The following is a 26023-nucleotide window of genomic DNA, read 5'->3' on the forward strand; positions in this document are numbered from 1 at the left end:
CCCGCGTGGTCGACGCGGCGACGGCCGCCTTCCCGGAGGCGGTCGACCACTGACGTCCCGGTGACTCCGGGTTGCGTCACCGCCCCTCCACAGCGCTTCACCGTCATCGCACAGGGACGGAACAAGTTCCCACTTCCGCCCCACCGGGACTCGTGTGACACTGGCGTCCCGTCCGCAGTGTGGACACCCCCGTACCGTCCCCCACGAAAAGTGCGCCGTGCGTTCTCTTCCTCTGCCGCTCGCCCTGGCCGCGCGGCTGACCCCGGTCGCCGTGCTCGCCTGCGCCGGCTGGGCCATGTCGTCCGGGCCCGCCGCACCGCAGGACAGCGCCGCGTCCAAGGCCGGCCAGAAGACGCAGACCCAGTCCGCCTCCGCCCCTTCCTCCACGGCGGTGTCGCAGACGTACTCCAGCACGCCCGCGCCCTGCGCCGGCGTGACGGCGAACACCGTCAAGTCGCTGGTCCCGGGGGCCCCTACGGCCGGGAAGGAGATCCCGTCCACCGACACCAAGCTGCGCCGCACCTGCTCCTGGAACGCCCTCAAGGGCTACGACTACCGCTGGCTGGACGTCTCCTTCGAGATCACGGAGTCGAACCAGGCGGCGCAGAAGGAGTACCAGCAGCGGGTCTCGGAGAAGAGCGGCGGCGGGGACGTCCCGGGCGTCGGCGACGCCGGCTATTCGGTGGTGAACCTCACCACCGAGGACAAGCAGCAGACCCGCGAGGGTGTGGTGCTGATCCGGGTCGCCAACGCCCTGGTGATCGTCACGTACAACGGCAGCAACTTCGAGACGAAGCAGGCGCCCGACACGCAGCTGATCAACACGGGTGCCATCAAGGCGGCCAGGGACGCGGTGGCCGCGCTGGAGGGCGGTCAGAAGAACTGACCGCCCCACGGCAGGTCCCGGCGTCAGGCGCGCTCCGCCTCCTCGCGCCCGGCGCCCGCCCCGGTCAGCAGTGTCAGCGCCAGGTACAGCACCAGCGAGGTGCCCAGGCCCACCGCCCAGCCGTAGTCGGCGAGCGGGGACAGTGCCGGGATGGGCCGGCCGTCGATCAGCGGCTTGAAGCTGGCGCCGCCGACCGCGAGGACACCGCCCGCGACGAAGGCGACGACCGCCCGCCAGTTCCAGCCGCCGTCGTACCAGTAGCGGCCGCCCGTGCGGTACAGGTCAGCCAGGTCGAGGCGGGTGCGGCGCAGGATCCAGTAGTCGGCGATGAGGATGCCGGCGACCGTGCCGAGCAGGCCGCCCACCAGGCCGAGCCAGGTGAAGATGTAGCCCTGCGGGTCGGAGTACAGCTTCCAGGGGAAGATCAGTACGGCGAGGACGGACGTGATCAGCGCGCCGGTACGGAAACTGATCTTCCGGGGCGCGATGTTGGAGAAGTCGAAGGCCGGCGACACCAGGTTGGCGGCGATGTTGACGGAGAGGGTCGCCACCAGGACGGTCACCAGGGCGTACAGCAGACCCACCACGTTGTCGGTCTTCGCGGCCAGCTGGACCGGGTCCCAGATCGGCTTGCCGTACACCGCCTGCGAACCGGACGTCACCAGCACGGAGAGGAAGGCGAACAACGTCATGGTGGTCGGCAGGCCGAGGGCCTGGCCCCATGTCTGTGCCTTCTGGCTCCTGCCGTAGCGGGTGAAGTCCGGGATGTTCAGGGACAGGGTGGACCAGAAGCCGATCATGCCCATGAGGGACGGCCAGAACAGCTTCCAGAATCCGCCGCCCCAGCCCAGCTTCGAGGGCTGGTCGAAGAGCGGGCCGAGGCCGCCGGCCTTGCTGCTCATCCACCACAGCATCACGAAGGCGCCGACGAGGACGAAGGGCGCCGCCCAGTTCTCGAAGCGGCGGATGGTCTCCATGCCCCGGTAGATGATGGCGACCTGGATCACCCAGAAGATCGCGAAGGACAGCCACATGGTCCAGGCGTAGCCGCCGATGTGCGAGGCGTTCGACCAGCTGCCGCCGATCAGCTTCCCGGCGAGGAAGTAGATCGCCTCGCCGCCGATCCAGGTCTGGATGCCGAACCAGCCGCAGGCCACCAACGCCCGCACCACGGCAGGCAGGTTTGCGCCGCGCACACCGAAGGAGGCACGGGCGAACACCGGGAAGGGGATGCCGTACTTCGGTCCGGCGTGCCCGGTGAGCAGCATCGGCACCAGCACGACCAGGTTGGCCAGGGCGATCGTGAACACGGCCTGCTTCCAGTCCATGCCCACCGCGATCAGCCCGGACGCCAGGGTCCAGGAGGCCGTGTTGTGGGCCATGCCGACCCACAGCGCGGAGAAGTTGTACGTGGTCCAGGTGCGCTTGTCGACGGGGACCGGGAGCAGGTCCTCGTTGGCGTACGGACCGCTCGGTGGCGGGGAGCCGGGGAGGAGCTCCACGCGCCCGTCGGGCAGGTTCACTTGGTCGGACACGGGTATCGCCGAGGGAGCGGTGTCGGTCATGGCAGGCCAATCGATGAGGTGGGTCGGGAAAGGCCGTGCGGGGGCCCCGGGCCCCTCCCCCGGGACGGCGGGGAGGGGTGACAAGGGTGGGGGGTGGGGATTTCGGGGGTCAGGAGTTGACGGCCGGGATGACCGTCGCGCCGTACGCGTCGATCGTGGCCTCCTGCGCGTCGTGCATGTCGTAGACGGCGAACTGGTCGACGCCCAGCTCGCGCAGGGCGCTCAGCTTCTCGATGTGCTTCTCGGCCGGTCCGATGACGCAGAACCGGTCGACGATCTCGTCGGGGACGAACTGGGTGTCGGGGTTGTCGGCGCGCCCGTGGTGCGCGTAGTCGTACCCCTCACGGGCCTTGATGTAGTCCGTGAGTTCCTCGGGAACGGCGGCGGAGTGCTCGCCGTACTTGGCGACCAGGTCGGCGACGTGGTTGCCGACCATCCCGCCGAACCAGCGGCACTGCTCGCGGGCGTGGGCGAGCGCCTCGGGCGAGTCGTCCTCGGTGACGTAGGCCGGGGCGGCGACGCAGATCTTCACCTCCGAGGGGTCTCGCCCGGCGGCGACGGCCGCGTCCCGGACCGTCTTGACCATGTACTCGGTCAGATACGGGTCGGCCAGCTGGAGGATGAACCCGTCGGCCTCCTCGCCGGTCATCTTCAGCGCCTTCGGGCCGTACGCGGCCATCCAGACGGGAAGTTCGGCGCCCGGTTTGATCCACGGGAACCTGATCACCGTGCCGCCGAGGTCCGCCTCCTCGCCCCGGCCCAGTGCCCGGATGACCTTCATGGCCTCGCTGATCCGGGCCAGGGTGTTGGGCTTGCGGCCGGCCACCCGCATCGCGGAGTCGCCGCGGCCGATGCCGCAGACGGTGCGGTTGCCGAACATGTCGTTGAGGGTGGCGAAGGTGGAGGCGGTGACCTCCCAGGTGCGGGTGCCCGGGTTGGTGACCATCGGGCCGACCGTCAGCGTCGTGGTCTGGGCGAGGATCTGGCTGTAGATCACGAACGGTTCCTGCCACAGCACGGCGGAGTCGAAGGTCCAGCCGTAGCGGAAGCCGTTGCGTTCGGCCCGCTTCATCAGGCTGATGACGCGGGAGGCCGGCGGGTCGGTCTGCAGGACGAGTCCGAAGTCCATGGGCGCCACTCCTAGTTGAGGTACTGACAGGTGGAGCGCGGGGTGTAGACGCCGTGACCGGCGCGTCCGGTGAACTCACGCTCGCTGATGACGAGTTCGCCGCGCGACAGAACGGTCTCCACGCGGCCGGTGACGCGTTTGCCCTCGTAGGCCGAGTAGTCGACGTTCATGTGGTGCGTCGCGGCGGACATCTCCTGCTCGGCGTGCGGGTCGTAGATGACGACGTCGGCGTCGGCGCCCGGGGCGATGGTGCCCTTCTTCGGGTACATGCCGAACATCCGGGCCGGGGTGGCGCAGGCGATCTCGATCCAGCGGCGCCGGGAGATGTGCCCGTCGACGACGGCCTGGTGGAGCAGGTCCATCCGGTTCTCCACGCCCGGCAGACCGTTGGGGATCTTGGAGAAGTCGCCGCGTCCCAGCTCCTTCTGGCCCTCGAAGCAGAAGGGGCAGTGGTCGGTCGAGACCACCTGGAGGTCGTTGGTGCGCAGGCCCTTCCACAGGGCCGCCTGGTGGTCCTTCGGCCTGAGCGGGGTGCTGCACACGTACTTGGCGCCCTCGAAGCCGGGCTCGGCGAGGTTGTCGGTGGACAGGAACAGATACTGCGGGCAGGTCTCGCCGAAGACGTTCAGGCCCTCGTCGCGCGCCCGGATCAGCTCGGCGACCGCCTCCCGCGCGGAGACGTGCACCACGTACAGGGGGGCGCCCGCGACCTGGGCGAGCCTGATCGCCCGGTGGGTCGCCTCGGCCTCCAGCAGGGCCTTGCGCACCTCACCGTGGTAGCGGGGGTCCCGCTCGCCGCGGGCCAGGGCCTGTTCCACGAGCACGTCGATCGCGATGCCGTTCTCCGCGTGCATCATGATCAGGCCGCCGTTGTCGGCGGAGCGCTGCATGGCGCGCAGGATCTGGCCGTCGTCTGAGTAGAAGACGCCCGGGTAGGCCATGAACTGCTTGAAGGAGGTGACGCCCTCCTCGACGAGCAGGTCCATCTCCTTGAGCGTCTCCTGGTTCACATCGGAGACGATCATGTGGAAGGCGTAGTCGATCGCGCAGTTGCCCTCGGCCTTGGCGTGCCAGGCGTCCAGGCCCTCGCGCAGGGTGTGGCCGACGTTCTGCACCGCGAAGTCCACGATGGTCGTCGTACCGCCCCAGGCGGCGGCGCGGGTGCCGGTCTCGAAGGTGTCGGAGGCGAAGGTACCGCCGAACGGCAGTTCCATGTGGGTGTGGGCGTCGACGCCACCGGGGATCACGTACTTCCCGGTGGCGTCGATCACCCGCTCGGCACTGAAGGTCCCGGCGGCGGGTGTGCCGGAGGCGGCGAGGGCGGCGATGCGGCCGTCCTCGATCAGCACGTCGGCGTGGATCTCGTCGGACGCGGTGATGACGAGGCCACCGCGGATGACGGTACGGCTGCTCATGGTCCCTCTCCTGCCAGAGTGATCGGTTCGGTCAGGGTGCGGTCAGCGGCGAGTAGGCGTCGGGGCGGCGGTCCCGGAAGAACTGCCAGCGGTCGCGGACCTCGCGGAGCTTGGCCAGGTCCAGGTCCCGGACGACGAGCTCGGTCTCCTTGTCGGAGGCCACCTCGCCGACGAACTGGGCCTCGGGGTCGACGAAGTAGCTCGTCCCGTAGAAGTCGTTGTCGCCCAGGTCCTCCACGCCGACCCGGTTGATCGCCCCGACGAAGTACTCGTTGGCGACGGCCGCCGCGGGCTGCTCCAGCTGCCACAGGTAGGCGGAGAGCCCGCGCGAGGTGGCCGACGGGTTGAAGACGATCTCGGCACCCCCGAGCCCCAGGGCGCGCCAGCCCTCGGGGAAGTGGCGGTCGTAGCAGATGTAGACGCCGATCCTGCCGACGGCGGTCTCGAAGACGGGCCAGCCCGCGTTCCCCGGGCGGAAGTAGAACTTCTCCCAGAAGCCGGGTACCTGCGGGATGTGGTGCTTGCGGTACTTGCCGAGGTACGAGCCGTCCGCGTCGATCACGGCGGCGGTGTTGTAGAGGACGCCGGGCTGCTCCTCCTCGTACATCGGCAGGATCAGGACGAGGCCCAGCTCCCTGGCGAGCGCCTGGAAGCGCTGGACGATCGGGCCGTCCGGGATCGCCTCCGCGTACTCGTAGAACGCCTTGTCCTGGACCTGGCAGAAGTAGGGCCCGTAGAACAGCTCCTGGAAGCACAGGACCTGGGCACCCTGCGCCGCCGCGTCCCGGGCCGCCTGCTCGTGTACCTGGATCATCGACTCCTTGTCGCCCGTCCACGCGGTCTGGAAGAGGGCGGCACGGATCACTCTGCTCATCGGGACCTCCGGTCGCTCGGGGTGCTGGGGCGGGCGTCGGATGGGCCGTCGTCCGCCCGAAGGGCGGGCCCTGCGGCGTCCGGTGCGTGCTCTCGGCGTGCCGCGCGCAAGTCCTCGTACTGGATGTACTTGGGCTTGCGTGCGGTGCGGCGAGAGTGCGTGCCGGGTGTCGCGGGGCAGACGGCACATCCGACGCCCGCCCCAGAAGACTAGGAAGTCCGAAAACCGGCTTTGAGTTGCACGGTGTCACGTCTGAGGGCGTGCGGCGTGGCACGGTGTCACCCTGTCGCGAGCCCATGTTTCACCGCCGTTTTCCCAGGTCGTAACGTGTTTCAGGCCTGTTGCGCGTCATGCGCGAGGAGCGCGATGTGCACCGAGGCGGCCTGTTCGAAGTCGTCGAGGTCGACGCCGAGGCGGCCCTGTATGGCCTCCAGACGGCGGTAGAGGGCCGGGCGGGAGACGTGGTGCAGCTGGGCGGTGCGGGACTTGTTGCGGCCGGTGGCGAGGTAGGTGCGCAGCACGGACAGCAGGCCGTCGTCGGTCGCGCACAGCAGCCCGTCCAGCTCCCGTTCCGCGAACGACTGCACATGCGGATCGTCCCGCAGCAGCCGTATCAGGCCACGCAGATGCACGTCCTTGAGGCGGACGACGGCCGGGAGGTCGAGGACGGCCGAGGAGTCGGCCACGGCGTCGGCGACGTGCTGGGCCTCACGCAGACCGGCCGGCACGTCGTCCCAGGCGATGCGCGGATCGGCGGCGGCCACCACGGCCTTCGGCGACCCTGACTCGGTACGCAGCCTGGCCGCGAAGTGCGCGGTGAGCGCGGGCGCGTCCTGGTCGCGGGCGAGGCTGAGCAGCACGGCGGTGGCTCCGTCGGCCAGCTCGGCGGCGAGACCGGGCAGCCCCAGCATCCTCAGCACCCGGTCGAGCTGGGCCGGTTCGCCGTCGCGCACGACCAGCGGCACGAAGGTGCGCCGGTTGACGGGCAGCCCCGCGGCCCGCGCGCGGGGCAGCAGCTGCCTCGCCGGTACGACTCCGCTGACCAGGTCGGTCAGCAGGCCCTGCGCCGACTGCTCCTCCCAGGAGTGGGCCGAGTTGCCGCCGAGCATGCGGTGCAGGACGAGGGCCTCGGCGGCCCGGTCGGCGAGGAGCCGTCCGGTGGCGGTGTCCCCTCGATACCCGCACAGCGTGATCTGGCCCCAGCGCTCGCCGCGCCCGCCCAGCTCGGCGCGGATCCAGCCGTCGCCCTCGCTGCCGCCGGCCTGCCGGGCGATGCGCTCCCAGTCGCGCAGCACGTCGTCCACGGCCGGCCGCTCCCCCGCCGTGGCGAGAACGCGGTGCGCGAGGTTGGTGACGACGACCGGGCAGGCACTGTGCTGGGCGATCTCGTCGAGCAGGTGTTGCAGCGGGGCGCCCGCGGTGATGAGCCCGGTCAGCGCCGTGCGCACGGACTCCGAGAGGCTCACGGCGGCGAACTTCCGCCGCACCAGCCGGGACTGGACCTCCTCGGTCAGCTCCGCGAAGGGGAAGGGCCGGTGCAGGACCACCATCGGCAGCCCGCACCGCTCGGCGGCCCGGCGCATCACGTCCGGGGGCGCCGGAAAGGCGCGCCCGAGTCCCAGCACCACGGCGGCGGCCTCCGCGCGGTGCAGGGACCGGATGTACTCGGCCTGCTTCTCCTCGTCGCCGGCCAGCAGCACGCCGGTGGTGAGGACCATCTCGCCGCCGGTGAGCATCACGCCCACGTCGGGCGCCTCGGCGACGTGCACCCAGCGCACGGCCCGGTCGAGCTGGCCCGCGCCGGCCACCACCTCGGGTTCCCCGGCGAGGACCCGTTCCAGGGTGAGGACCTGGCGTACCGACAGCGCCGGTTCGAAGGTCCCGAAGGTGGTGGTCATGGCGGTCTTCCCTTGCTCTGCGCACTGCTACGTGAGGCTCCGCAGGGCCCGTTCGAGGATGTCGGCGCCCTCCTCGGCCTCGGCGACCGTGAGGGAGAGGGGCGGGGCGATGCGCAGGGCGCTGGTGTTGTGGCCGCCGCCCTTGCCGATCAGGAGGCCGTCCGCGCGAGCCGCTTCCAGGACGGCGGCGGCCGCCTGCGGATCGGCCTGGTCGGTCCCGGGCCTGACCAGCTCGACGCCGATCATCAGTCCGCGCCCGCGCACCTCCCGGACGCCGGGCAGCTGGGCGGCGACCGCCCGCAGCCGCTCGATGAGCAGCCCGCCCACGCGCCGGGCGTTGCCCTGCAGGTCGTGCTCCAGCAGGTAGTTCAGGTTCGCGAGGCCGGCCGCCATGGTGAGCTGGGTGCCGCCGAAGGTCGAAATGCTGTTGGAGTCGAGGCAGTTCATGATGTCGGCGCGGGCCACGACCCCGCCGATGGAGGTGCCGTTGCCGATGCCCTTGGCGAAGGTGACGATGTCGGGAGGCCCCGAGGCCGCGTGCGCCTGCCAGCCCCAGAAGTGCTCCCCGGTACGGCCCCAGCCGGTCTGCACCTCGTCGGCGATCCAGAGGATCCCGTGCTCCTTCAGGACGTCGCGGAAGGCTGCGTAGAGGCCGTCGGGCGGGGAGGTGAAGCCGCCGACGCCCTGGATCGGTTCGGCGATCAGGGCGGCGGGCGGGCGGGTGTGGCCGAGCAGGTCCCTCAGGTCCTCGACGCAGGCGGCGATGAACGCGCGGTCGTCGAGTCCGGCGTACGGGCCACGGGTGCGGACGCCGCCGTGGACGTAGAGGGTCTGCAGCGGGGACAGGGAGGTCGGGGACCAGCCGCGGTTGCCTGTGATGCCGACGGTGCTGAAGGAACGGCCGTGGTAGCTGTTGCGCATCGCCAGGACGGTGTTGCTGCGCCGGTAGGTCGTGGCGAGCAGCAGGGCGGTGTCGTTGGCCTCGGTGCCGGAGGTGGTGAAGAAGACCCGGGCGTCCGGGATTCCGCTCAACTGGGCGACTCGCTCGGCGAGTTCGACCATGGGCCGGTTGAGGTAGAGGGTGGACGAGTGGATGATCCGTCCGGCCTGCTCGGTCAGCGCCTTGGTCACCTCGGGCAGCGCGTGCGCGGTCATCGTGGTGAGGATGCCGCCGAAGAAGTCCAGGTACTTCCTGCCGCTCGCGTCCCAGACGTGCCGGCCCTCGCCGTGGGTGATCTCCAGCGGGTCGTCGTAGTAGAGGGCGAGCCAGTCGGGCAGGACGCCGCGGTGGCGGGCGTAGAGGTCGTTCACGGCTGTACCAGCCCTTCGTAGGCGTCGGGGCGGCGGTCGCGGTAGAACGCCCACTGCTGCCGCACGTCCTCGATGAGGTCGAAGTCGAGGTCGCGGACGACGAGTTCCTCCTTGCTGTCGCTGGCGACGTCACCGACGAACCGGCCGCGCGGGTCGACGAAGTAGCTCGTCCCGTAGAAGTCGTTGTCGCCGTACTCCTCCACCCCGACCCGGTTGATCGCGGCGACGAAGTACTCGTTGGCGACGGCCGCGGCCGGCTGCTCCAGGCGCCAGAGGTGGGAGGAGAGGCCGCGGTGGGTGGCGGAGGGGTTGTAGACGAGCTGGGCGCCGTTGAGGCCGAGCTGCCGCCAGCCCTCCGGGAAGTGGCGGTCGTAGCAGATGTAGACGCCGACCTTGCCCACGGCGGTGTCGAAGACGGGCCAACCGGCGTTGCCGGGTTTGAAGTAGTACTTCTCCCAGAAGCCCTTGACCTGCGGGATGTGGTGCTTGCGGTACTTGCCGAGGTACGAGCCGTCCGCGTCGATCACGGCCGCGGTGTTGTAGTAGAAGCCGGACTGCTCGACCTCGAAGACCGGTACGACGACGACCATGCAGGTCTCGCGGGCGAGCGCGCGCATACGGCGCACCGTCGGCCCGTCGGGCACGGGCTCGGCCCAGCGATAGTGCTCCGGCTCCTGGACCTGGCAGAAGTAGGGGGCGTTGAAGACCTCCTGGAACCCGATGATCTTCGCGCCCCGGCGGGCCGCCTCACGGGCGTGCTCCTCGTGTTTCGCCACCATGGACTCGGTGTCGCCGGTCCAGGTGGCCTGGACCAGAGCGGCACGTACGACGTTGGCCATGAGCTGCTCCTTCGGCGGGACGTCAGAGCCTCTACGCACGTAGAAACAGGTGGTAGAGGCACGAAAGTAAGCCTCCCGGAAGTTCCTTGCCAAGACCATCGTCGTCAACCCGCGGAGTCGATCACGTTTCACACTCCGGTGGGTGAGCGGGCAAGCGGGCGGTCAGGCCGTGAAACCGGCGACGCGCAGGGCATGGACCAGGTCCCAGTGGCGTTCCTCCGAGACGCCCCGCGCGGCCCGCAGGAGCAGCGGGACCAGGCGTTCGGGGTCGGGGGCGACGCTGCGGGCCGCCTCCTCCGGCGGGCGGACCCGGACGTAGGCGTCCAGGAGGACCTCCGCCTCGCGGCTGTGCCCCTCGGCCTCCAGACCGAGTACGGCCTCCCCGACGTCCACGGCCGGCCGGGCCACGCCCTGGCGCAGCATCTGCCGGCCGTCGGCGGCGCGGCCCGCCGCGACCAGGGCGTCGGCGGCGGCGACCAGCCGTCCGGCGGGCAGCGAGGCGGCCTCCCACAGCAGCGTGGCCCAGTCGGCCTCCAGCCCGGCGCGCTGCAGACCGTCCGCGAGCAGCGGGAAACGGGGGGCGGGCCAGTGGGTGATCTCCACCAGCAGGACGTGCGCCTCACCGCTGCGCCCCTCGGTGCGCAGCCGCACCAGGCTCGCGACGGCTCCCGCTACGGCCTGGCCGGCCCCGGCGTCGACCCGCTCGACCGGCACCTCGACGGGCTGGGCCGCCTCCTCCGCCCCGGCGAACCGGGCCCCTCGCGGGGTACGACGCCCAGGGGCGGCGGCCACCACGGGGGCGGCGGCCTGCGGCACGACCGCCGGTGCCTCCTCCTCCGCCCCCATACCGGCGAACCGGGCACTGCCACGACGACGCTTACGGGTCTTGGCGGGGGCGGCTGGAGCGGGGCGGGAGTGGGCGCCGGGGGACGCGGGGGCGGGGCCGTGTGCGGACGCGGCAGGGGCAAGGGGGGCGACCCCGGCGCGACCCTCGGGACCGGGGGCTGGGCCTTGAGCGGGACGGTCGGGGACGGACTGCTCGGGGGCGCCCCGATAGGGCCGGCCCCCGGGACCCGGGGCCGTGGAGGCCGGACCGTGAGCCGGGTGCTCGGGGGCGGCCGGAAAGGGCTGACCCCCAGAGCCCAGGGACGTGAAGGCCGGACCGTCAGCCGGGCGGTCGACGGCGGCCGGAAAGGGCTGACCCCCAGAGCCCAGGGACGTCAGAGCTGCACCAGGAGCCGAGTGATCAGGAGCGGCCGGGTAAAGCGGGCCCCCGGAGTCCAGGGACGTGGGAGCCGGGTCGTGAGTCGGGCGGTCGGGGTTTGGTGTCGGCCGAGCGGTGTGGCCGGGGGGTGTGGGGGCGGGTCCGAAGACCGAGTCGTCCGGCGCGGTCGAAACCGAACGGCTGCTGTGGCCGGGGGCCGTGGCAGCGGAACCGTAAGCCGGGCGCCCCAGTCCTTGTCCCTGCCCCTGCCCCTGCCCCTGCCCCTGCCCCTGCATGTGCACCTGTCCCCTGGGCAGGGTCTGTTCTCGTGGTCCCCGGTCTTCGGGTGCCGGCCCCCCTCCGGACGGCGGCTCCCCCACCCGCAGGACACCCCCGTGTCCGCCCGGCCCCGTGCCCCAGGCCCCGGTCGGCCGGCGGTCGAGCCTCGCCATCCGTGCGCGGAGTTCCCGGCACCGGGCAGTGGCCCGTTCGTGGTCGTCGTGGGCCCAGGCGAGGTCGAGGCGGAGGGCGTCGGACTCCTCGCGGGAGGTCACGGAGGCGAGCGAGCGGCTCAGCTCAGCCTGGCGTTCGGCGGCGTACCGCTGCTCGCGGAGCATGACGTCGAGCCGGTCCCCGAGGGCGTCGCGGGCGCCGGGCAGGTCGTCGTACGCGGCGAGCGCGGCCGCGTGCAGGGTCCGGGCCCGCTCCCTGTCGGCCCGTGCGGCGGCGGGGCCGTATGCCGCCGCGAGGTCCTGCAGCAGCGCCTCCACCACGTCCCACGGCGGGACCTCGCGGCCGTCGAGACAGGCCTGCATGCCCTCCGGATCGCGCTGCCAGAACACCCCGCACCAGCCGCCGCCCTGGTCCAGGCGTGCCAGGACACCGTGCAGATAGTTCGTGAACTCCCGCACGCCGCCAGGGAGTTGTTCCACAGCCATCCGTCAACTCCCGCCAGACCGGAGCACTCCGGTCCGTAGCGAACACCAGCCGTGTTACGAACGGGCTACAGGAAGTTTTCCGGACGCGACCGCGGTCATGCCACCACCAGCACGCACCGCTCCACCAGTTCGTCCATCGACAGCCCGAGGGCCCGCGCCAGCGCGGCCACGGTGAAGAAGGCCGGGGTCGGCGCCCGCCCGGTCTCGATCTTGCGGAGCGTCTCGGCCGAGATGCCCGCCTCGGCGGCGACCTCCGTCATGCTCCGGCCACCCCGCGCGGCCCGCAGCAACCGCCCGAGCCGCTCGCCGCGTTCACGTTCTTCGGGGGTGAGGGGGGTACGTACCATGCCCTCATTCTAATCCGGTCGACTAAACCGGTCTAAGAAGCCGGTATATTAATTGGCATGGTTGAACTGAAGACGGACACGTCGATCGACGCGATGCACCGGGCGGGACAGGTCGTGGGACAGGCCCTGACGGCCGTACGGAGGGCCGCGGACGTCGGTGTCACGCTGCTGGAGCTGGACGAGGTGGCCCGCGAGGTACTCCGGAAGGCCGGCGCCTCCTCCCCGTTCCTCGGCTACCGCCCCTCCTTCGCCCCCACCCCCTTCCCGGCGGTCATCTGCGCCTCCGTCAACGACGCGATCGTGCACGGCATCCCCGGCCGCTACCGGCTGCGCGACGGTGACCTGGTCTCCATCGACTGCGGCGCCGAACTCGACGGCTGGGTCGGCGACTCGGCCGTCAGCTTCACGGTGGGCCGGCCGCGCCCGGCGGACGTACGTCTGATCGACGCCACCGAGCGCGCCCTGGCGGCCGGCATCGAGGCGGCGGTCGTCGGCAACCGGATCGGCGACATCGCCCACGCGATCGGCCAGGTCTGCCGGGCGGCCGGCTACGGCATCCCGGACGGCTTCGGCGGCCACGGGATCGGGCGCCGTATGCACGAGGACCCCTCGGTCCCGAACGAGGGCCGCCCCGGCCGCGGCCTGCCCCTGCGGCACGGCATGGTCCTGGCGATCGAACCCATGCTGACCGCGGGCGGCACCGACGACTACTACGCGGCCCCGGACGGCTGGACCCTGTGCACCACGGACGGGTCCCGGGCGGCCCACGCCGAGCACACGGTGGCGATCACCACCGAGGGCCCCAGGATCCTCACGGCGCGGCAGCCGGCCTGACGCGGCGCCGCGAACATGCCCCGGGCCGCAGAACATGTCATCGTGGCATGAGCCGTCCCAAACCGGTTACCCGGCGGTGCCAGTCGTCTGCGAAGGAAACCGAAACGATGACCAGCGGCTTCATCGGCCCGGAGGGCGACCCCTTCGGCGAGTTCCTCGCCCGCTTCTTCGGCGGAGCCGGAGCGGGCCGGGCCCCCCGTCAGATCGACATCGGCCGCCTGCTGAGCCAACCCGCCAGGGAGCTCGTCAAGGGCGCCGCCCAGTACGCGGCCGAGCACGGCAGCCGGGACCTCGACACCCAGCACCTGCTGCGCGCGGCGCTGTCCGCCGAGCCCACCCGGAGCCTGCTCAGCCGGGCCGGCGCGGACCCCGACTCGCTGGCCACGGAGATCGACGACCGTTCCGGGCCCGTCCAGCACCCGCCGGGCGAGGGACCGCCGCCGACCGCGCTGTCCCTGACGCCGGCCGCCAAGCGGGCCCTGCTGGACGCGCACGAGCTGGCCCGTGCGCGCGGCGCCGGCTACATCGGCCCCGAGCACGTGCTCAGCGCGCTGGCCGCGAACCCGGACTCGGCGGCCGGGCACATCCTGAACGCGGCCCGGTTCGCCTCCGCCGGCAGCCTGCCCCCGGAGGCCCCGGAGGCCGTCCAGGGCCGCTCCGAGCAGCGGCAGCGGGCCACCTCGACACCGACCCTGGACAAGTACGGCCGGGATCTGACCGATCTCGCCCGGCAGGGCGGCATCGACCCGGTGATCGGACGGGACCAGGAGATCGAGCAGACCATCGAGGTGCTGTCCCGGCGCGGCAAGAACAACCCCGTGCTGATCGGGGACGCGGGCGTCGGCAAGACCGCGATCGTCGAGGGGCTCGCCCAGCGGATCACCGACGGCGACGTGCCCGACGTACTGACCGGGCGCCGGGTGTTCGCCCTCGACCTGGCCGGTGTGGTGGCCGGCACCCGCTTCCGCGGCGACTTCGAGGAGCGGCTCAACACCATCGTCGGCGAGATCCGCGCCCACTCCGACCGGCTGATCGTCTTCATCGACGAGCTGCACACCGTCGTGGGAGCCGGGGGCGGCGGCGAGGGCGGGGCGATGGACGCGGGCAACATCCTCAAGCCCGCGCTGGCCCGGGGCGAGCTGCACATCGTGGGCGCCACCACGCTGGAGGAGTACCGCAAGATCGAGAAGGACGCGGCGCTGGCCCGCCGCTTCCAGCCGATCCTGGTGCCCGAGCCGACGGTGGCGGACGCGATCGAGATCCTGCGCGGACTGCGCGACCGCTACGAGGCCCACCACCAGGTCCGCTACACCGACGAGGCGCTGCTGGCCGCCGTGGAGCTGTCCGACCGCTATCTCACCGACCGCAGGCTGCCGGACAAGGCGATCGACCTGATCGACCAGGCGGGCGCCCGGGTGCGGCTCGGCGCCCGTACGAAGGGCACGGACGTGCGCGCCCTGGAACGCGAGGTCGAGCAGCTGGTCCGGGACAAGGACCAGGCGGTGGCCGACGAGCAGTACGAGCAGGCCACCCAGCTGCGGGACCGGATCACCGAGCTGAAGCGGCGGATCGAGGAGACCACGCACCCGGACGAGGCCGACGAGGGCCAGCACCTGGAGGTGACGGCCGAGGCCGTCGCCGAGGTGGTGTCCCGGCAGACCGGCATCCCCGTCAGCCGCCTGACCCAGGAGGAGAAGGAACGGCTGCTGGGCCTGGAAGAACATCTGCACCAGCGGGTCGTCGGACAGGACGAGGCGGTCGCCGTGGTGGCCGAGGCGGTCCTGCGCTCCCGGGCGGGGCTGGGCAGCCCCGCCCGGCCGATCGGCAGCTTCCTGTTCCTCGGTCCGACCGGCGTCGGCAAGACCGAGCTGGCCCGCGCGCTGGCCGACGCCCTGTTCGGCAGCGACGACCGGATGGTCCGGCTGGACATGAGCGAGTACCAGGAGCGGCACACCGTCTCCCGGCTGGTCGGTGCCCCGCCCGGGTACGTGGGCCACGAGGAGGCGGGCCAGCTCACCGAGGTCGTACGGCGTCACCCGTACTCGCTGCTGCTCCTCGACGAGGTGGAGAAGGCGCACCCGGACGTCTTCAACATCCTTCTCCAGGTGCTGGACGACGGCCGGCTGACCGACTCCCAGGGCCGGACGGTGGACTTCACCAACACGGTCATCGTGATGACCAGCAACCTGGGCTCGGACGCGATCACCCGGCGCGCCGCCGGCATCGGCTTCGGGCCGGGTGACGGGGTGGCGGACGAGGAGGCGCGCCGGGAGCAGATCCTGCGGCCGCTGCGTGAGCACTTCCGGCCGGAGTTCCTCAACCGCATCGACGAGATCGTCGTCTTCCGGCAGCTCACGGGCGACCAGCTGCGGCGGATCACCGGCCTGCTGCTGGAGGGCACCCGGCGGCTGGTGCACGCCCAGGGCATCGCGATCGACTTCACCGACGCGGCAGTCGACTGGCTGGCCGAGCGCGGCTACCAGCCGGAGTACGGCGCCCGCCCGCTGCGCCGCACCATCCAGCGCGAGGTCGACAACCGGCTCTCCCGCCTCCTGTTGGAGGGCCGGATCAGCGAGGGCAGCCGGGTGACGGTGGACACGGCCGACGGACAGTTGGCGTTCCGTACCGAGGCGAGGGCCGAGGCCAAGGCCGAGAGCGAGGCCGAGGGTGGCACGGCCGAGCAGCCGCCCGCCCCCGAGCTGTGAGCACCGCGACCTGCGCCGCCGGGCGGTGAGCGCCGCCGCCCGGCCGGCCGGCTACGGCGCCGGGCGCACCACCTGCGCCGAGCCGCCGCCGCGTCGTACCGTCTCGGCCGCCGCCAGCCACTTGCCGCCGGGCAGCCGCTGTACGCCCGTCGCCGCGCCGATCTCCGGGTTGAGCGAGAAGGAGTGGCCGATGGCCTCCAGTTTCGTCCTCAGGTCGCTGTTGTAGAGGCCGGGTTCGAGTTCCGTCCTGGTCGCGTTGCGCTGGCTGGCGCGGGGGGCGGCGATGGCGTCGACCAGCGGCAGGTGCCGGTCGAGGAACTCGGTGAGGACCTGCAGCACGGTGGTGATGATGGTGGCGCCGCCGGGTGAACCGAGGGCCACGACGGGCTGGTTGTGCCGGTCGAGGACGATGGTCGGCGAGATCGACGAGCGCGGCCGCTTGCCCGGGCCGGGCAGGTTCGGGTCGTGGACGGCCGGGTTGGCCGGTGTGAAGGAGAAGTCGGTCAGCTCGTTGTTGAGCAGGAAGCCGCGGCCGGGGACGGTGATGGCGCTGCCACCGGTCTGCTCGATGGTGAGGGTGTAGGAGACGACGTCGCCCCACTTGTCGGCGACGGTGAGGTGGGTGGTGTTCTCCCCCTCGTACGTCGTCGGGGCGGCCGTGCCGCCGGCCCCGCAGGCCGCGGGGTGGCGCGGGTCGCCGGGGGCGAGGGGGCTGGTGAGGACCGCGTCGTCCTTGATCAGGCAGGCACGCGAGTCGGCGTACTTCTGCGAGAGCAGCTGCCGGGTGGGGACGTCCTCGAAGGCGGGGTCGCCGACCCAGCGGCCGCGGTCGGCGAAGGCGATGCGGCTGGCCTCGATGTAGTGGTGCAGGTACTGCGCCTCGCTCGCCTTGGAGAGGTCGGTCCTCTCCAGGATGTTGAGCGCCTCGCCGACCGTGGTACCGCCCGAGGAGGAGGGTGCGATGGAGTACACCTTCAGCCCGCGGTACGAGGTCTTCGTGGGCTCCTGGAGCCGTGCGCGGTAGGCGGCCAGGTCCTGGGCGGAGAGCTTGCCGGGACGGGCGTTCCAGCCCGAACCGGGGTCGACGGGCGGCTTGTTCACCGTGGAGACGATGTCCTTGCCGAGGTCGCCGCGGTAGATCGCGCCGACTCCCTTCCTGGCCAGTTCCTCGTAAGTGCGGGCCAGGTCCGGGTTCTTGAAGGTGGAGCCGACGGCGGGGAGCTGTCCGCCGGGCAGGAACAGCTTGGCGGTGGCCGGGAAGTAGCGGAACCGGGTCTCGTTGGCGGCCGTCTGCGAGCGGAAGGTGTCGTCGACGGTGAAGCCGTCACGGGCGATCCGCTCGGCGGGCTCGAGGACCGTACCGAGCTTTCTGCTGCCCCACTCGTCCAGCGCCGTCTGCCAGGTGGCGGGGGTGCCGGGGGTGCCGACGCTCAGGCCGCTGCTGACGGCGTCGGCGAAGGCGAGGGGCTTGCCGTTCTCCTCGAAGAGATGGGAGTCGGCGGTCAGCGGGGCGGTCTCCCGGCCGTCGATGGTGTGCACCGTACGGGACTTGGCGTCGTAGTAGACGAAGTAGCCGCCTCCGCCGACGCCGGAGGAGTAGGGCTCGGTGACGCCGAGCGCGGCGGCCGTGGCGACGGCGGCGTCGACGGCGTTGCCGCCCTTCCTCAGCACCTCGATCCCGGCGGCGGAGGCGTCCGCGTCGACACTGGCCACCGCGCCGCCGTAGCCGACGGCGACCGGGACCTTCGCGGGGGTGCCGCTCGCCGGGGCCGGCGGGGCCGCCGCCCCCACCGCCACGACGGCGGCCGAGACCGCCAGGACCGTCAGTTTCCGCGCGACAGGGCGACGCATCCGCACCTCCAGCTCAGGACCGTCCGCGCAGCGTAACCAGATTGCTGACGCCCCGACAGTAGTCATCGGGCCGTCGCCATACGAACGACACACATCGAACACGGATGCGTACCGAGGGCCCGGGCCCGCTAGCATGCGCGCCCATGAACGACGACGTGCGCAACATCGTCCTGGGTGTGCTGGCGGCCGCGGTCAGTGGTGCGCTCGGCTGGCTGGCCCGCACCCTCCTGTCGCACCGCCGTCTGGGGCGCAAGCAGGCCTTCTTCGGCCTGCCGGACAACTCCGAGTGCATGCTGGTGGTGAACCGCGAGGCGGGCGGGACCGACCTCGCGGTGATGCGGCACGACGTGTTCGCGCTGCTGGAGCTGGCCGCGCTGATCAAGGACTGCCACGCCAACGCGCGGGTCGTCGCGCACGACGCGGCTCAGCAGGGGTTCGGCGAGCGCACCGAGTTCTGCGTCGGCGGTCCGGCGTCCAACCGGCGTACGGCGGCGCATCTCATGTCCCTGCTGCCGGGGGTCAGGGTGAACGTGGACGCCGAACCCGGTCCGGAGCGCGGTGAGTTCCAGGTCGGCGGCGAGCGCTACCGGCTGGAGCCGGGCGGGAACGAGTACGTGCTGCTGGCCCGGCTCACCGCGGGCCGACGCCGGGACGAGCGGCCGGTGTTCCTCTTCTGCGGGCAGCGCGCGATCACCAACCAGGCGGCCACCCGCTATCTGGCCCGCAACCACGAGCGGCTGGCCCGCAAGTACGGCAGGAACTCCTTCGTCCTGCTGCTGAAGGTGATCAACTCGCAGGCCTACGGCCCCGATGTCGTCGAACTGGTCGCCGATGTGACTCGGGCGGCACAGGCACAGGCACCGGCACCCACGCCGGAGACTCCACCCACCTCACACCGGGCCTCCTAGATTCCTGCACCGGCCAACAATCTTTACCGGCACCTAACTTACCGACGGGTTACTTGCGGTAAGAGGCTGCGGTTACCGTTCGGTCACTTTGCACTGACACGAGTGAGGAGTGACCCGTGAGCCAAAGGGGCGCGAAGCGCCTTCGAACAGGGTGGTGGGAGACGGGCGGGCACCGTCGCACCACCTTGCGCACCTCCGCCGCCGGAGTCGTCTCGGCGGCCCTGATCGCCGGTACGGTCGTGGGCCTCGCGCCCGCCGCCGAGGCCGCCCCCTCCGTCCGCTTCGTCGACATCACCGGCGACGGCGGTACGGTCCTGAAGGCGAACGTCGTCACGCCCTCGGGCGCCGACGGCTCGCGCCGCTACCCGCTCGTCGTGCTGCCCACCAGCTGGAGCCTGCCCCAGGTCGAGTATCTCGCCCAGGCCCAGAAACTCGCCGACGCGGGTTACATCGTGCTCACTTACAACGTGCGCGGCTTCTGGCAGTCCGGCGGCGAGATAGAAGTGGCGGGGCCGCCCGACATAGCCGACGCCTCCAAGGTGATCGACTGGGCGCTCGCCCACACCCCGGCCGACCCCGCGCACATCGGCATGGCGGGCGTCTCCTACGGCGCCGGGATCAGCCTGCTCACCGCCGCCCACGACCGGCGGATCAAGGCGGTCGCCGCGCTCAGCGGATGGGCCGATCTGATCGACTCGATCTACTCCGGCCGCACCCAGCACGTGCAGACGGCGGCCGTACTGGACGGCGCGGCCACCCTCACCGGCCGCGAGAGCCCCGAGCTCCGCGAGATCTTCGACAACCTGTACTCCTCCAACCTGGCCAAGGAACAGGACATGATCGACTGGGGGAAGAAACGTTCCGCCGATACCTATGTCGATCAGCTCAACAAGAACGGCGCCGCCGTCATGCTGGCCAACGCCTGGGGCGACACCGTCTTCCCGGCCAACCAGTACGCCGACTTCTACGAGAAGCTGACCGGCCCGAAGAGACTGGAGTTCCGCCCCGGCGACCACGCGACCGCCGAACTGACCGGCTTGTTCGGGCTGCCCAACGACGTGTGGACGGACACCACGCGCTGGTTCGACCACTACCTCAAGGGCGCGGACAACGGGATCGACCGCGAGCAGCCCGTACAGCTCAAGTCCCGCACCTCGGGCGGCTACGAGGGCTACCCGGACTGGAAATCGGTCGGCGCGACCCGCAGGAAGCTCGCGCTCGCCGGGTCGACGACGATCCACGCGAACGTCGACTCGGGCGCGGACGGCGGGATCGTGTTCCTCTCCAGCATCCTGGACCAGGTCGCCCAGCTGCCGCCGGTGGCCGCCGTCCCGCTGCTGCCCCGCCGGTGGGCCGCGGTGTGGCAGTCGGAGAGGTACGGCACCGCGCAACAGGTCCGCGGGACCGCCCGGTTGCACACCACCCTCACCCCCACCAAGGAGAGCGGCACCCTCATCGCCTATCTGTACGACGTGGGTCCGCTCGGACTCGGCAAGCTGGTCACCAACGCGCCGTACACCTGGCACGGACGGACGCCCGGCGAGCCGTTCGGCGTGAACCTGGACCTGTTCTCCACGGCCTACGACGTACCGGCCGGACATCGGCTCGCACTGGTGGTCGACACGGTCGATCCGCTCTACATCGAGCACAACCCGTCCGGCGCGCAGCTGACCTTCTCCTCACCGGCGGACGACCCGTCATACGTGTCCGTCCCCCTGCGCGAGCAGTGATCTCCGGCTGCCGCCGGGCGGGCCCGGCCCGTGTGAACTGGATGAACGGCAAATCGTAGTCGAGGTTCGAGGCGAACATTCTCAGTTGTGTCGGTTGCCGCAAACTATCCAGACCGGGCGGGAGTTGACATACGACACGCACCTTTCGGTCATTAGCCGTATTTACCGCTACGCTTCGGCGACCTCCGCGTACAGCTGGGACAGCTCGGGGGCACCACTCGCGGCCCACTCCTGCCCGGACGCGGCGACCTCGAACTCGCGTCCGGACAGGAGTCGTACGACGGGCTGCCCGTCGGCCCGGATCTCCCAGACGGCGCCGGGCACGGTGCGCACGATGACCGTGCCGAGGTAGAGCCCGGCGTCGTTGCCGAGCCAGGGCAGGGTCTCGGCGTCGTCGCGCCAGCGCGGCAGCAGCTGGTCCAGGGCCTCCAGGGACGCCGGTGTGTCGTCGAGCCGGACGCCCGCCCGGGCCGCCTGCTCGCGCAGCAGGTCGCATTCGGACAGGAGCGCGGCGATCCCCTCGGGGTCCGTGGGGAGCGCCGCGTCACCGCTCTGCTTGTGCCTGGGACCCAGGAAGGGGATGTTCATGGACCCAGCCTGGCATCAGACGTCCAGGTCGACCACCACCGGCGCGTGGTCGGACGCGCCTTTGCCCTTGCGCTCCTCACGGTCCACGTACGCGTCCTTCACCGCCTTCGCGAACGGCGCGTTGCCGTACACCAGGTCGATGCGCATGCCGCGGTTCTTGGGGAAGCAGAGCTGGCGGTAGTCCCAGTACGTGAAGGGGTGGTCGTACTTCAGCGGGCGCGGGACGACGTCGGCCAGGCCCGCCTCGCGCAGGGAGGCGAGGGCCGCGCGCTCGGCGGGGGTCACATGGGTGCTGCCCTCGAAGGCGGCCACGTCGAAGACGTCGTCGTCGGTCGGCGCCACGTTGTAGTCGCCCAGCACCGCGAAGGGACGGCCGCCGCCCGCGTCACCGGCGACGGCCGCCTTCAGCGCCTCGAACCACTGCAGCTTGTAGGCGTAGTGCGGGTGCTCCACCTCGCGGCCGTTGGGCACGTACACCGACCAGACGCGGACCGGGCCGCAGGTCGCGGAGATGGCGCGGGGCTCCACCGAGCCGTCGTAGCCGGGGTCGCCGGGCAGGCCCTTGACGACGTCCTCGATGCCGACCCGGGAGAGCACCGCCACCCCGTTCCACCGGCCGGTGGCGTGGACCGCCGCCTCGTAGCCCCGCTCGCGCAGCTGCTCGAACGGGAACTGCTCCTCGGCGATCTTGGCCTCCTGGAGGCAGAGCACATCGGTGCCACTGCTCTCCAGCCAGGCCAGCAGCCTCGGCAGACGGGCGGTGATCGAGTTGACGTTCCAGGTCGCGATGCGCATGTCTCACAACCTACCCGCCGGGTCTGACAACGCGGTCTCAGACCTCCGTCGAGGCCGTCGGCGCGAGCCGCTGGTGGTCGGCGCCGCCCAGGGCGCCGACCAGACGGTCGTAGATCGGCCGGGCGAGGTCGGTGAGCAGGGCGTCGTGGATGTCGTAGGCGCGCTGCGGCTTCACCTCGCGGACGTACTCGACGACCTCGGAGAGCTTGCTCCAGGGGGCCATCACCGGCAGCATCAGCGTCTCGACGGGCTGGTCGGGGACGGTGAGCGCGTCGCCCGGGTGGAAGACCTTGCCCCCGTCGATCAGGTAGCCGACGTTGGTGGTGCGCGGGAGGTCCGGGTGGATCACCGCGTGCAGTTCGCCGTGCACCTGGACGTCGAAGCCGGCGGCGGTGAAGGTGTCACCGTGGCCGACGGTGTGCACACGGCCCGGGAAGGCCGCCGCGATCTGCTCGGCCACGGCGGCGAGGGTCCAGATCTCGGCGGCCGGATCGGCCTCCATGGCCGCCCGCAGCCGGCCCTCGTCGAAGTGGTCCGGGTGCTCGTGCGTGATCAGGATCGCGTTCGCGCCGACCGCGGCGTCCTGCTCGCTGAAGCCTCCGGGGTCGAGGACGAGCGTGCGCCCGTCCTTCTCCAGACGGACGCAGGCGTGGGACATCTTCGTGAGCTTCATGGTTCTCCATTCTGCCCTCGCCCGTCCGCCCTCACCCCGCCGGGCGCCGCCCGCTCACTCGTCGGGCGTGGTCTCCTCGCGTATGACCTGCTGGGCCACCTTGAACGCGCTGTTCGCGGCCGGTACCCCGCAGTACACGGCCGCCTGGAGCAGCACTTCCTTGATCTCGGCCGGGGTCAGGCCGTTGCGCAGCGCGGCCCGGGTGTGGAAGGCCAGCTCGTCCAGGTGACCTCCGGCGACCAGCGCGGTGAGGGTGACGCAGCTGCGGGTGCGGCGGTCGAGGCCGGGCCGGTCCCAGATCTCGCCCCAGGCGTAGCGGGTGATGAACTCCTGGAAGTCCCCGGAGAAGCCGTCGGCCTGCGCCAGTGCCCGGTCCACGTGGGCGTCGCCGAGCACCTCCCGGCGGATCTTGAGCCCCGTCTCGTACCGGTCGGGCCGCGCGAGGGGCTGCGGCGGTACGACGGCCGGGGCGATCTCGGCGACCGGCGCGGCCTGCGGCGCGACGGCCAGCACCGGCTTGAGGGGGGCCGCCGGAATGGCCGTCTGGCCGGTGGCGGACTCGAAGGGCTGCTGCCAGGCGGTGGAGAAGTGCCGTACGAGGAGGTCGGTGACGGCGCCGGGCTGCTCGACCGGGACCAGGTGGGAGGCACCGGGGACGACCGCGAGCCGCGCGTCCGGGATGCCGGCGACCAGGGTGCGGGCCTCGGCCGGGCCGGTGACCTGGTCCTCGGAACCGACCAGGACCAGCGTCGGGACGCCGACCCGGCCCAGCTCCGGCCGTACGTCGAACCCGGCGAGGGCCTCGCAGGCGGCGATGTAGCAGCCCGGGTCGGTGGTGCGGACCATCTGTACGGCCCACTCGGTGATCGCGGGCTGCGCGGCGGCGAATCCCCCGGTGAACCAGCGGTCGGGCGAGGTCCGGGCGATCGGGTCGAGGCCGTTGCTGCGGACGATCACCCCGCGCTGGCGGAACTCGTCGGCGGTGCCGAACCGGGGCGAGGCGGCGACCACCGCGAGCGAGGCCATCCGCTCCGGGTGGCGCAGGGCCAGCTCGATGCCGATCGCGCCGCCCAGCGCGCAGCCCGCGTAGCCGAAACGCTGCACGCCGAGCCCGTTCAGGGTGGCCAGCAGCCGGGCGGCCAGCTCGGAGACCGAGCCGGCCGGGTATGCGGGGGCGCCGCCGTGCCCCGGCAGGTCGAACCGGAAGACCCGCCACTGCTGCGCCAGCTCCGGGACCTGGCGGTCCCACATGTGCCATGTGGTACCCAGTGAGGGACCCAAGATCAGGACCGGAGCGTCTTCTGGCCCGTCAAAGCGGTATTGCAGGGTGTTCGGGGGTGTCTCACTCACGCCCCAGACCCTCTCACGTCTCACGACTGCCCCTATGAGCGGGTTCCTGACTGTAGCTGTCTGACCAGGTGAAAGACCTCCCGTGCCGCGTAGCGTTTGAGGCATCGGACGATTTCGCGCCGGGTCTTGCCCTCCTTGATCCGGGCCCTGACGGCGTCGTCACCGCGTTCGGCGACGATGTCGGTGGCGCCGAACTCCTTTGCGAGAGCCTGCCGGTCGGCGTGACGGCTGAGCGCAATGATCCGGCTGGCGCCGAGGAGCTTGGCAGCCAGCACGGCTGAGAGGCCGACTGCGCCGTCACCGACGACGGCGACGGTGTCGCCCTGCTTCACGCCCGCGCTCACGGCGGCGTGGTAGCCGGTGCACATGACGTCGGAGAGGGCGGTGAAGGAGGCGAGCTGGGCGTCGGTGAACCCGTCGGTCGGCACGGGGACCTTCACGAGGGTCGCGTCGGCGTAGGGTGCGCGGACCTTTTCGCCCTGGCCGCCGTCACTATCGCCGTCACCGAAGGCTCCTCCGTGCTCGCAGTTGGACTCGAAGCCAGCCCGACAGGCGGGGCAGGTGCCGTCGTTGTAGGTGAAAGGGGCGATAGGGCCGCGGCGGCTTCGCGCTTGCTTTCCGACCGGGACAGCACGGTGACGTCGGCCCCCATGGCCTTGGCCATCTTCACGCCGAGGTGGCCCAGGCCGCCGAGGCCGACGACCGCGACCTTGGTGCCGGGACCGGCAGCGAACCGCTTGAGCGGCGCGTACACGGTGATGCCCGCGCACAGCAGCGGCGCGGCGGCGGCCGGGTCGAGGGTCTCGGGGACGCGGACGACGAAGTCCTCGGGGGCAACGATCGCCTCGGAGTAGCCGCCTTGAGTGTGGGCGCCGGGCTCGGCGGGGTCGGAGCTGCCGAAGACGAGGGTATGCCCGCCCAGGCAGTACTGCTCCTGCCCGGCCCGGCAGTTCTCGCACTCGCGGCAGGAGTTGGCCATGCAGCCGATGCCGACCAGGTCGCCGACCTGATGTCGGGTGACGGCGGAGCCGGTCTCGGTGACGCGGCCGACGATCTCGTGCCCGGGCACGAGCGGGCTGACCGGGAGCGGGCCGAAGGAGCCGTCGACGAAGTTCATGTCGGAGTGGCAGATCCCGCAGTACAGGATGTCGAGCCTGACGTCGTGAGGGCCGACGTCACGGCGCTCGATGGTGACGGGAGCGAGCGGCTGGCCGGCCTCGTGGGCGCCGAACGCGCTGACGGTGGTGGGCACTGTGGTTCCTTCGTGCAGGTCGTACGGGTTGAAAGGTCAGGCTTCGGGGATGGCGCGGCCGTAGGCGGCGAGAGTGACGTTCTCGGGCTCGGGACCGCCGCGCCGGCCGGTCTCCAGCGCGTCCAGCGCGGTGAGTTCGTCCGCCGTGAGCTCGAAGTCGAAGACGTCGATGTTCTCGGCGATCCGCTCGCGCCGGGTGGACTTGGGGATGACCGAGCGGCCCTGCTGCAGGCCCCAGCGCAGCAGCACCTGGGCGGGACTCTTGCCGTGCGTCTCGGCGATGGCAGTGACGGCCGGGTCCTGAAGGACGCTTCGGCGGTCCTCGCCGTAGCCCGGGTAGAAGGTGATGCCCCCGATCGGGGACCACGCCTGGTTGAGGATGCCGTGGGCGTCGTCGAAGTCGAGAACGGAGCGCTGCTGGAAGTAGGGGTGGATCTCCAGCTGGTTGACCGCCGGCACGACGGACGTCGCATCGAGCAGCGTGATCAGGTGGTCGACCATGAAGTTGCTGACTCCGATCGCGCGGACCTTGCCGTCGGCCAGGAGCTTCTCCAGCGCGCGGTAGGCGTCCAGGGTCTTGTCGAACTCGGACGGCAGGGCTTGGTGCAGGATGAGCAGGTCGATGCGGTCCACGCCCAGCTTGGCGGCGCTCTTGTCGAAGCCGTGCAGGGTCTCGTCGTAGCCGTAGTCGCTGATCCAGATCTTGGTTTCGATGAAAATCTCGCTGCGCGGGACGCCGGAGTTGCGCAGGGCCTGGCCGACTTCGCGTTCGTTGCCGTAGGCGGCGGCGGTGTCGATGTGCCGGTAGCCGAGCTCCAGCGCGGCCGTGACCGCGGCGATCGTCTCGTCGGGCGGGGTCTGGAAGACGCCAAGGCCGAGGGCGGGCATCTCGACGCCGTTGTTGAGGGTGAGGGTCTGCATCACATGGTCC

At 71.4% G+C, this 26023-nt stretch carries 22 protein-coding genes; 5 read left to right on the top strand and 17 right to left on the bottom strand.

Annotated features, from left to right (window positions below; all coding sequences use genetic code 11):
* Nucleotides 1-217 precede the first annotated feature (217 nt).
* Nucleotides 218-886, top strand: a complete 669-nt coding sequence (locus ACFYMM_RS09425) for a hypothetical protein (RefSeq protein WP_388385217.1) — start codon at nt 218-220, stop codon at nt 884-886.
* A 23-nt stretch (nt 887-909) separates the two neighbouring features.
* On the opposite strand, the gene ACFYMM_RS09430 is transcribed toward ACFYMM_RS09425, so the two are convergent.
* The 9 genes from ACFYMM_RS09430 to ACFYMM_RS09470 all read right to left on the bottom strand — a co-directional run bounded on the left by ACFYMM_RS09430 (nt 910) and on the right by ACFYMM_RS09470 (nt 12406).
* Entirely contained in the window at nt 910-2451 is a 1542-nt protein-coding gene (locus tag ACFYMM_RS09430; protein ID WP_388385218.1) for an NCS1 family nucleobase:cation symporter-1, read from the bottom strand.
* 109 nt (nt 2452-2560) lie between these two features.
* Nucleotides 2561-3580, bottom strand: coding sequence for a TIGR03842 family LLM class F420-dependent oxidoreductase (locus ACFYMM_RS09435; protein WP_388385219.1), 1020 nt, complete (start codon nt 3578-3580; stop codon nt 2561-2563).
* Nucleotides 3581-3591: 11 nt separating this feature from the next.
* The gene (gene hydA / locus ACFYMM_RS09440) at nt 3592-4995 is read right to left on the bottom strand and encodes a dihydropyrimidinase (protein WP_388385220.1); all 1404 of its coding nucleotides are present in this window, start codon (nt 4993-4995) and stop codon (nt 3592-3594) included.
* A 31-nt stretch (nt 4996-5026) separates the two neighbouring features.
* The gene (locus ACFYMM_RS09445) at nt 5027-5869 is read right to left on the bottom strand and encodes a nitrilase-related carbon-nitrogen hydrolase (protein WP_388385221.1); all 843 of its coding nucleotides are present in this window, start codon (nt 5867-5869) and stop codon (nt 5027-5029) included.
* Between the two features lie 332 nt (nt 5870-6201).
* Nucleotides 6202-7767: a PucR family transcriptional regulator gene (locus tag ACFYMM_RS09450; protein WP_388385222.1), complete on the bottom strand. Its 1566-nt coding sequence runs from the start codon at nt 7765-7767 to the stop codon at nt 6202-6204.
* A gap of 27 nt (nt 7768-7794) precedes the next feature.
* Nucleotides 7795-9078 (bottom strand): aspartate aminotransferase family protein, encoded by a 1284-nt coding sequence (locus ACFYMM_RS09455; RefSeq protein WP_388385223.1) that lies wholly within the window; start codon nt 9076-9078, stop codon nt 7795-7797.
* Nucleotides 9075-9917 carry a nitrilase-related carbon-nitrogen hydrolase gene (locus tag ACFYMM_RS09460; RefSeq protein ID WP_388385224.1) on the bottom strand — a complete coding sequence of 281 codons (843 nt, stop codon included), beginning with the start codon at nt 9915-9917 and terminating at the stop codon, nt 9075-9077. The genes ACFYMM_RS09455 and ACFYMM_RS09460 overlap by 4 nt, the downstream gene beginning before the upstream one ends.
* Before the next feature lie 162 nt (nt 9918-10079).
* Nucleotides 10080-12059 (bottom strand): hypothetical protein, encoded by a 1980-nt coding sequence (locus ACFYMM_RS09465; RefSeq protein WP_388385225.1) that lies wholly within the window; start codon nt 12057-12059, stop codon nt 10080-10082.
* Between the two features lie 95 nt (nt 12060-12154).
* Complete coding sequence (locus ACFYMM_RS09470; RefSeq protein WP_388385226.1) at nt 12155-12406, bottom strand: helix-turn-helix domain-containing protein; 252 nt, start codon at nt 12404-12406, stop codon at nt 12155-12157.
* A 57-nt stretch (nt 12407-12463) separates the two neighbouring features.
* Between ACFYMM_RS09470 and map the strand changes: the two genes are divergently transcribed.
* Together map and ACFYMM_RS09480 are read left to right on the top strand one after the other, a co-directional pair.
* Nucleotides 12464-13240 (top strand): type I methionyl aminopeptidase, encoded by a 777-nt coding sequence (gene map, locus ACFYMM_RS09475; RefSeq protein ID WP_388385227.1) that lies wholly within the window; start codon nt 12464-12466, stop codon nt 13238-13240.
* 107 nt (nt 13241-13347) lie between these two features.
* The gene (locus ACFYMM_RS09480; RefSeq protein WP_388385228.1) at nt 13348-15945 is read left to right on the top strand and encodes an ATP-dependent Clp protease ATP-binding subunit; all 2598 of its coding nucleotides are present in this window, start codon (nt 13348-13350) and stop codon (nt 15943-15945) included.
* Nucleotides 15946-15996: 51 nt separating this feature from the next.
* Here ACFYMM_RS09480 and ggt read toward each other — a convergent pair whose 3' ends face one another.
* Nucleotides 15997-17796 carry a gamma-glutamyltransferase gene (gene ggt / locus ACFYMM_RS09485; protein ID WP_388385229.1) on the bottom strand — a complete coding sequence of 600 codons (1800 nt, stop codon included), beginning with the start codon at nt 17794-17796 and terminating at the stop codon, nt 15997-15999.
* 143 nt (nt 17797-17939) lie between these two features.
* On the opposite strand from ggt, the gene ACFYMM_RS09490 reads away from it, so the two are divergent.
* Both ACFYMM_RS09490 and ACFYMM_RS09495 read left to right on the top strand, forming a co-directional pair.
* Nucleotides 17940-18704, top strand: a complete 765-nt coding sequence (locus tag ACFYMM_RS09490) for a hypothetical protein (protein WP_388385230.1) — start codon at nt 17940-17942, stop codon at nt 18702-18704.
* Nucleotides 18705-18889: 185 nt separating this feature from the next.
* On the top strand, nt 18890-20434 hold the full coding sequence (locus tag ACFYMM_RS09495; RefSeq protein ID WP_388385231.1) for a CocE/NonD family hydrolase: 1545 nt from the start codon (nt 18890-18892) through the stop codon (nt 20432-20434).
* Nucleotides 20435-20602: 168 nt separating this feature from the next.
* On the opposite strand, the gene ACFYMM_RS09500 is transcribed toward ACFYMM_RS09495, so the two are convergent.
* Genes ACFYMM_RS09500 through ACFYMM_RS09530 form a run of 7 tightly spaced genes read right to left on the bottom strand, consistent with a single transcriptional unit; the run spans nt 20603 to nt 26013 of the window.
* Nucleotides 20603-21022, bottom strand: a complete 420-nt coding sequence (locus ACFYMM_RS09500; protein ID WP_388385232.1) for a DUF6278 family protein — start codon at nt 21020-21022, stop codon at nt 20603-20605.
* Between the two features lie 15 nt (nt 21023-21037).
* Nucleotides 21038-21817: an exodeoxyribonuclease III gene (locus ACFYMM_RS09505; protein WP_388385233.1), complete on the bottom strand. Its 780-nt coding sequence runs from the start codon at nt 21815-21817 to the stop codon at nt 21038-21040.
* A 37-nt stretch (nt 21818-21854) separates the two neighbouring features.
* Nucleotides 21855-22490 (bottom strand): MBL fold metallo-hydrolase, encoded by a 636-nt coding sequence (locus ACFYMM_RS09510; RefSeq protein ID WP_388385234.1) that lies wholly within the window; start codon nt 22488-22490, stop codon nt 21855-21857.
* A gap of 54 nt (nt 22491-22544) precedes the next feature.
* A complete protein-coding gene (gene pcaC / locus ACFYMM_RS09515) occupies nt 22545-23840 on the bottom strand; it encodes a 4-carboxymuconolactone decarboxylase (RefSeq protein ID WP_388385235.1) in 1296 nt (431 codons plus the stop codon).
* 32 nt (nt 23841-23872) lie between these two features.
* The gene (locus ACFYMM_RS09520) at nt 23873-24268 is read right to left on the bottom strand and encodes a zinc-binding dehydrogenase (RefSeq protein WP_388385236.1); all 396 of its coding nucleotides are present in this window, start codon (nt 24266-24268) and stop codon (nt 23873-23875) included.
* Nucleotides 24269-24276: 8 nt separating this feature from the next.
* Entirely contained in the window at nt 24277-25092 is an 816-nt protein-coding gene (locus tag ACFYMM_RS09525; protein WP_388385237.1) for an alcohol dehydrogenase catalytic domain-containing protein, read from the bottom strand.
* 36 nt (nt 25093-25128) lie between these two features.
* Nucleotides 25129-26013, bottom strand: coding sequence for an aldo/keto reductase (locus tag ACFYMM_RS09530; protein WP_388385238.1), 885 nt, complete (start codon nt 26011-26013; stop codon nt 25129-25131).
* Between the last annotated feature and the right edge of the window lie 10 nt (nt 26014-26023).

It is taken from the genome of Streptomyces sp. NPDC006739 (genome assembly GCF_042869815.1).
GTDB lineage: Bacteria > Actinomycetota > Actinomycetes > Streptomycetales > Streptomycetaceae > Streptomyces.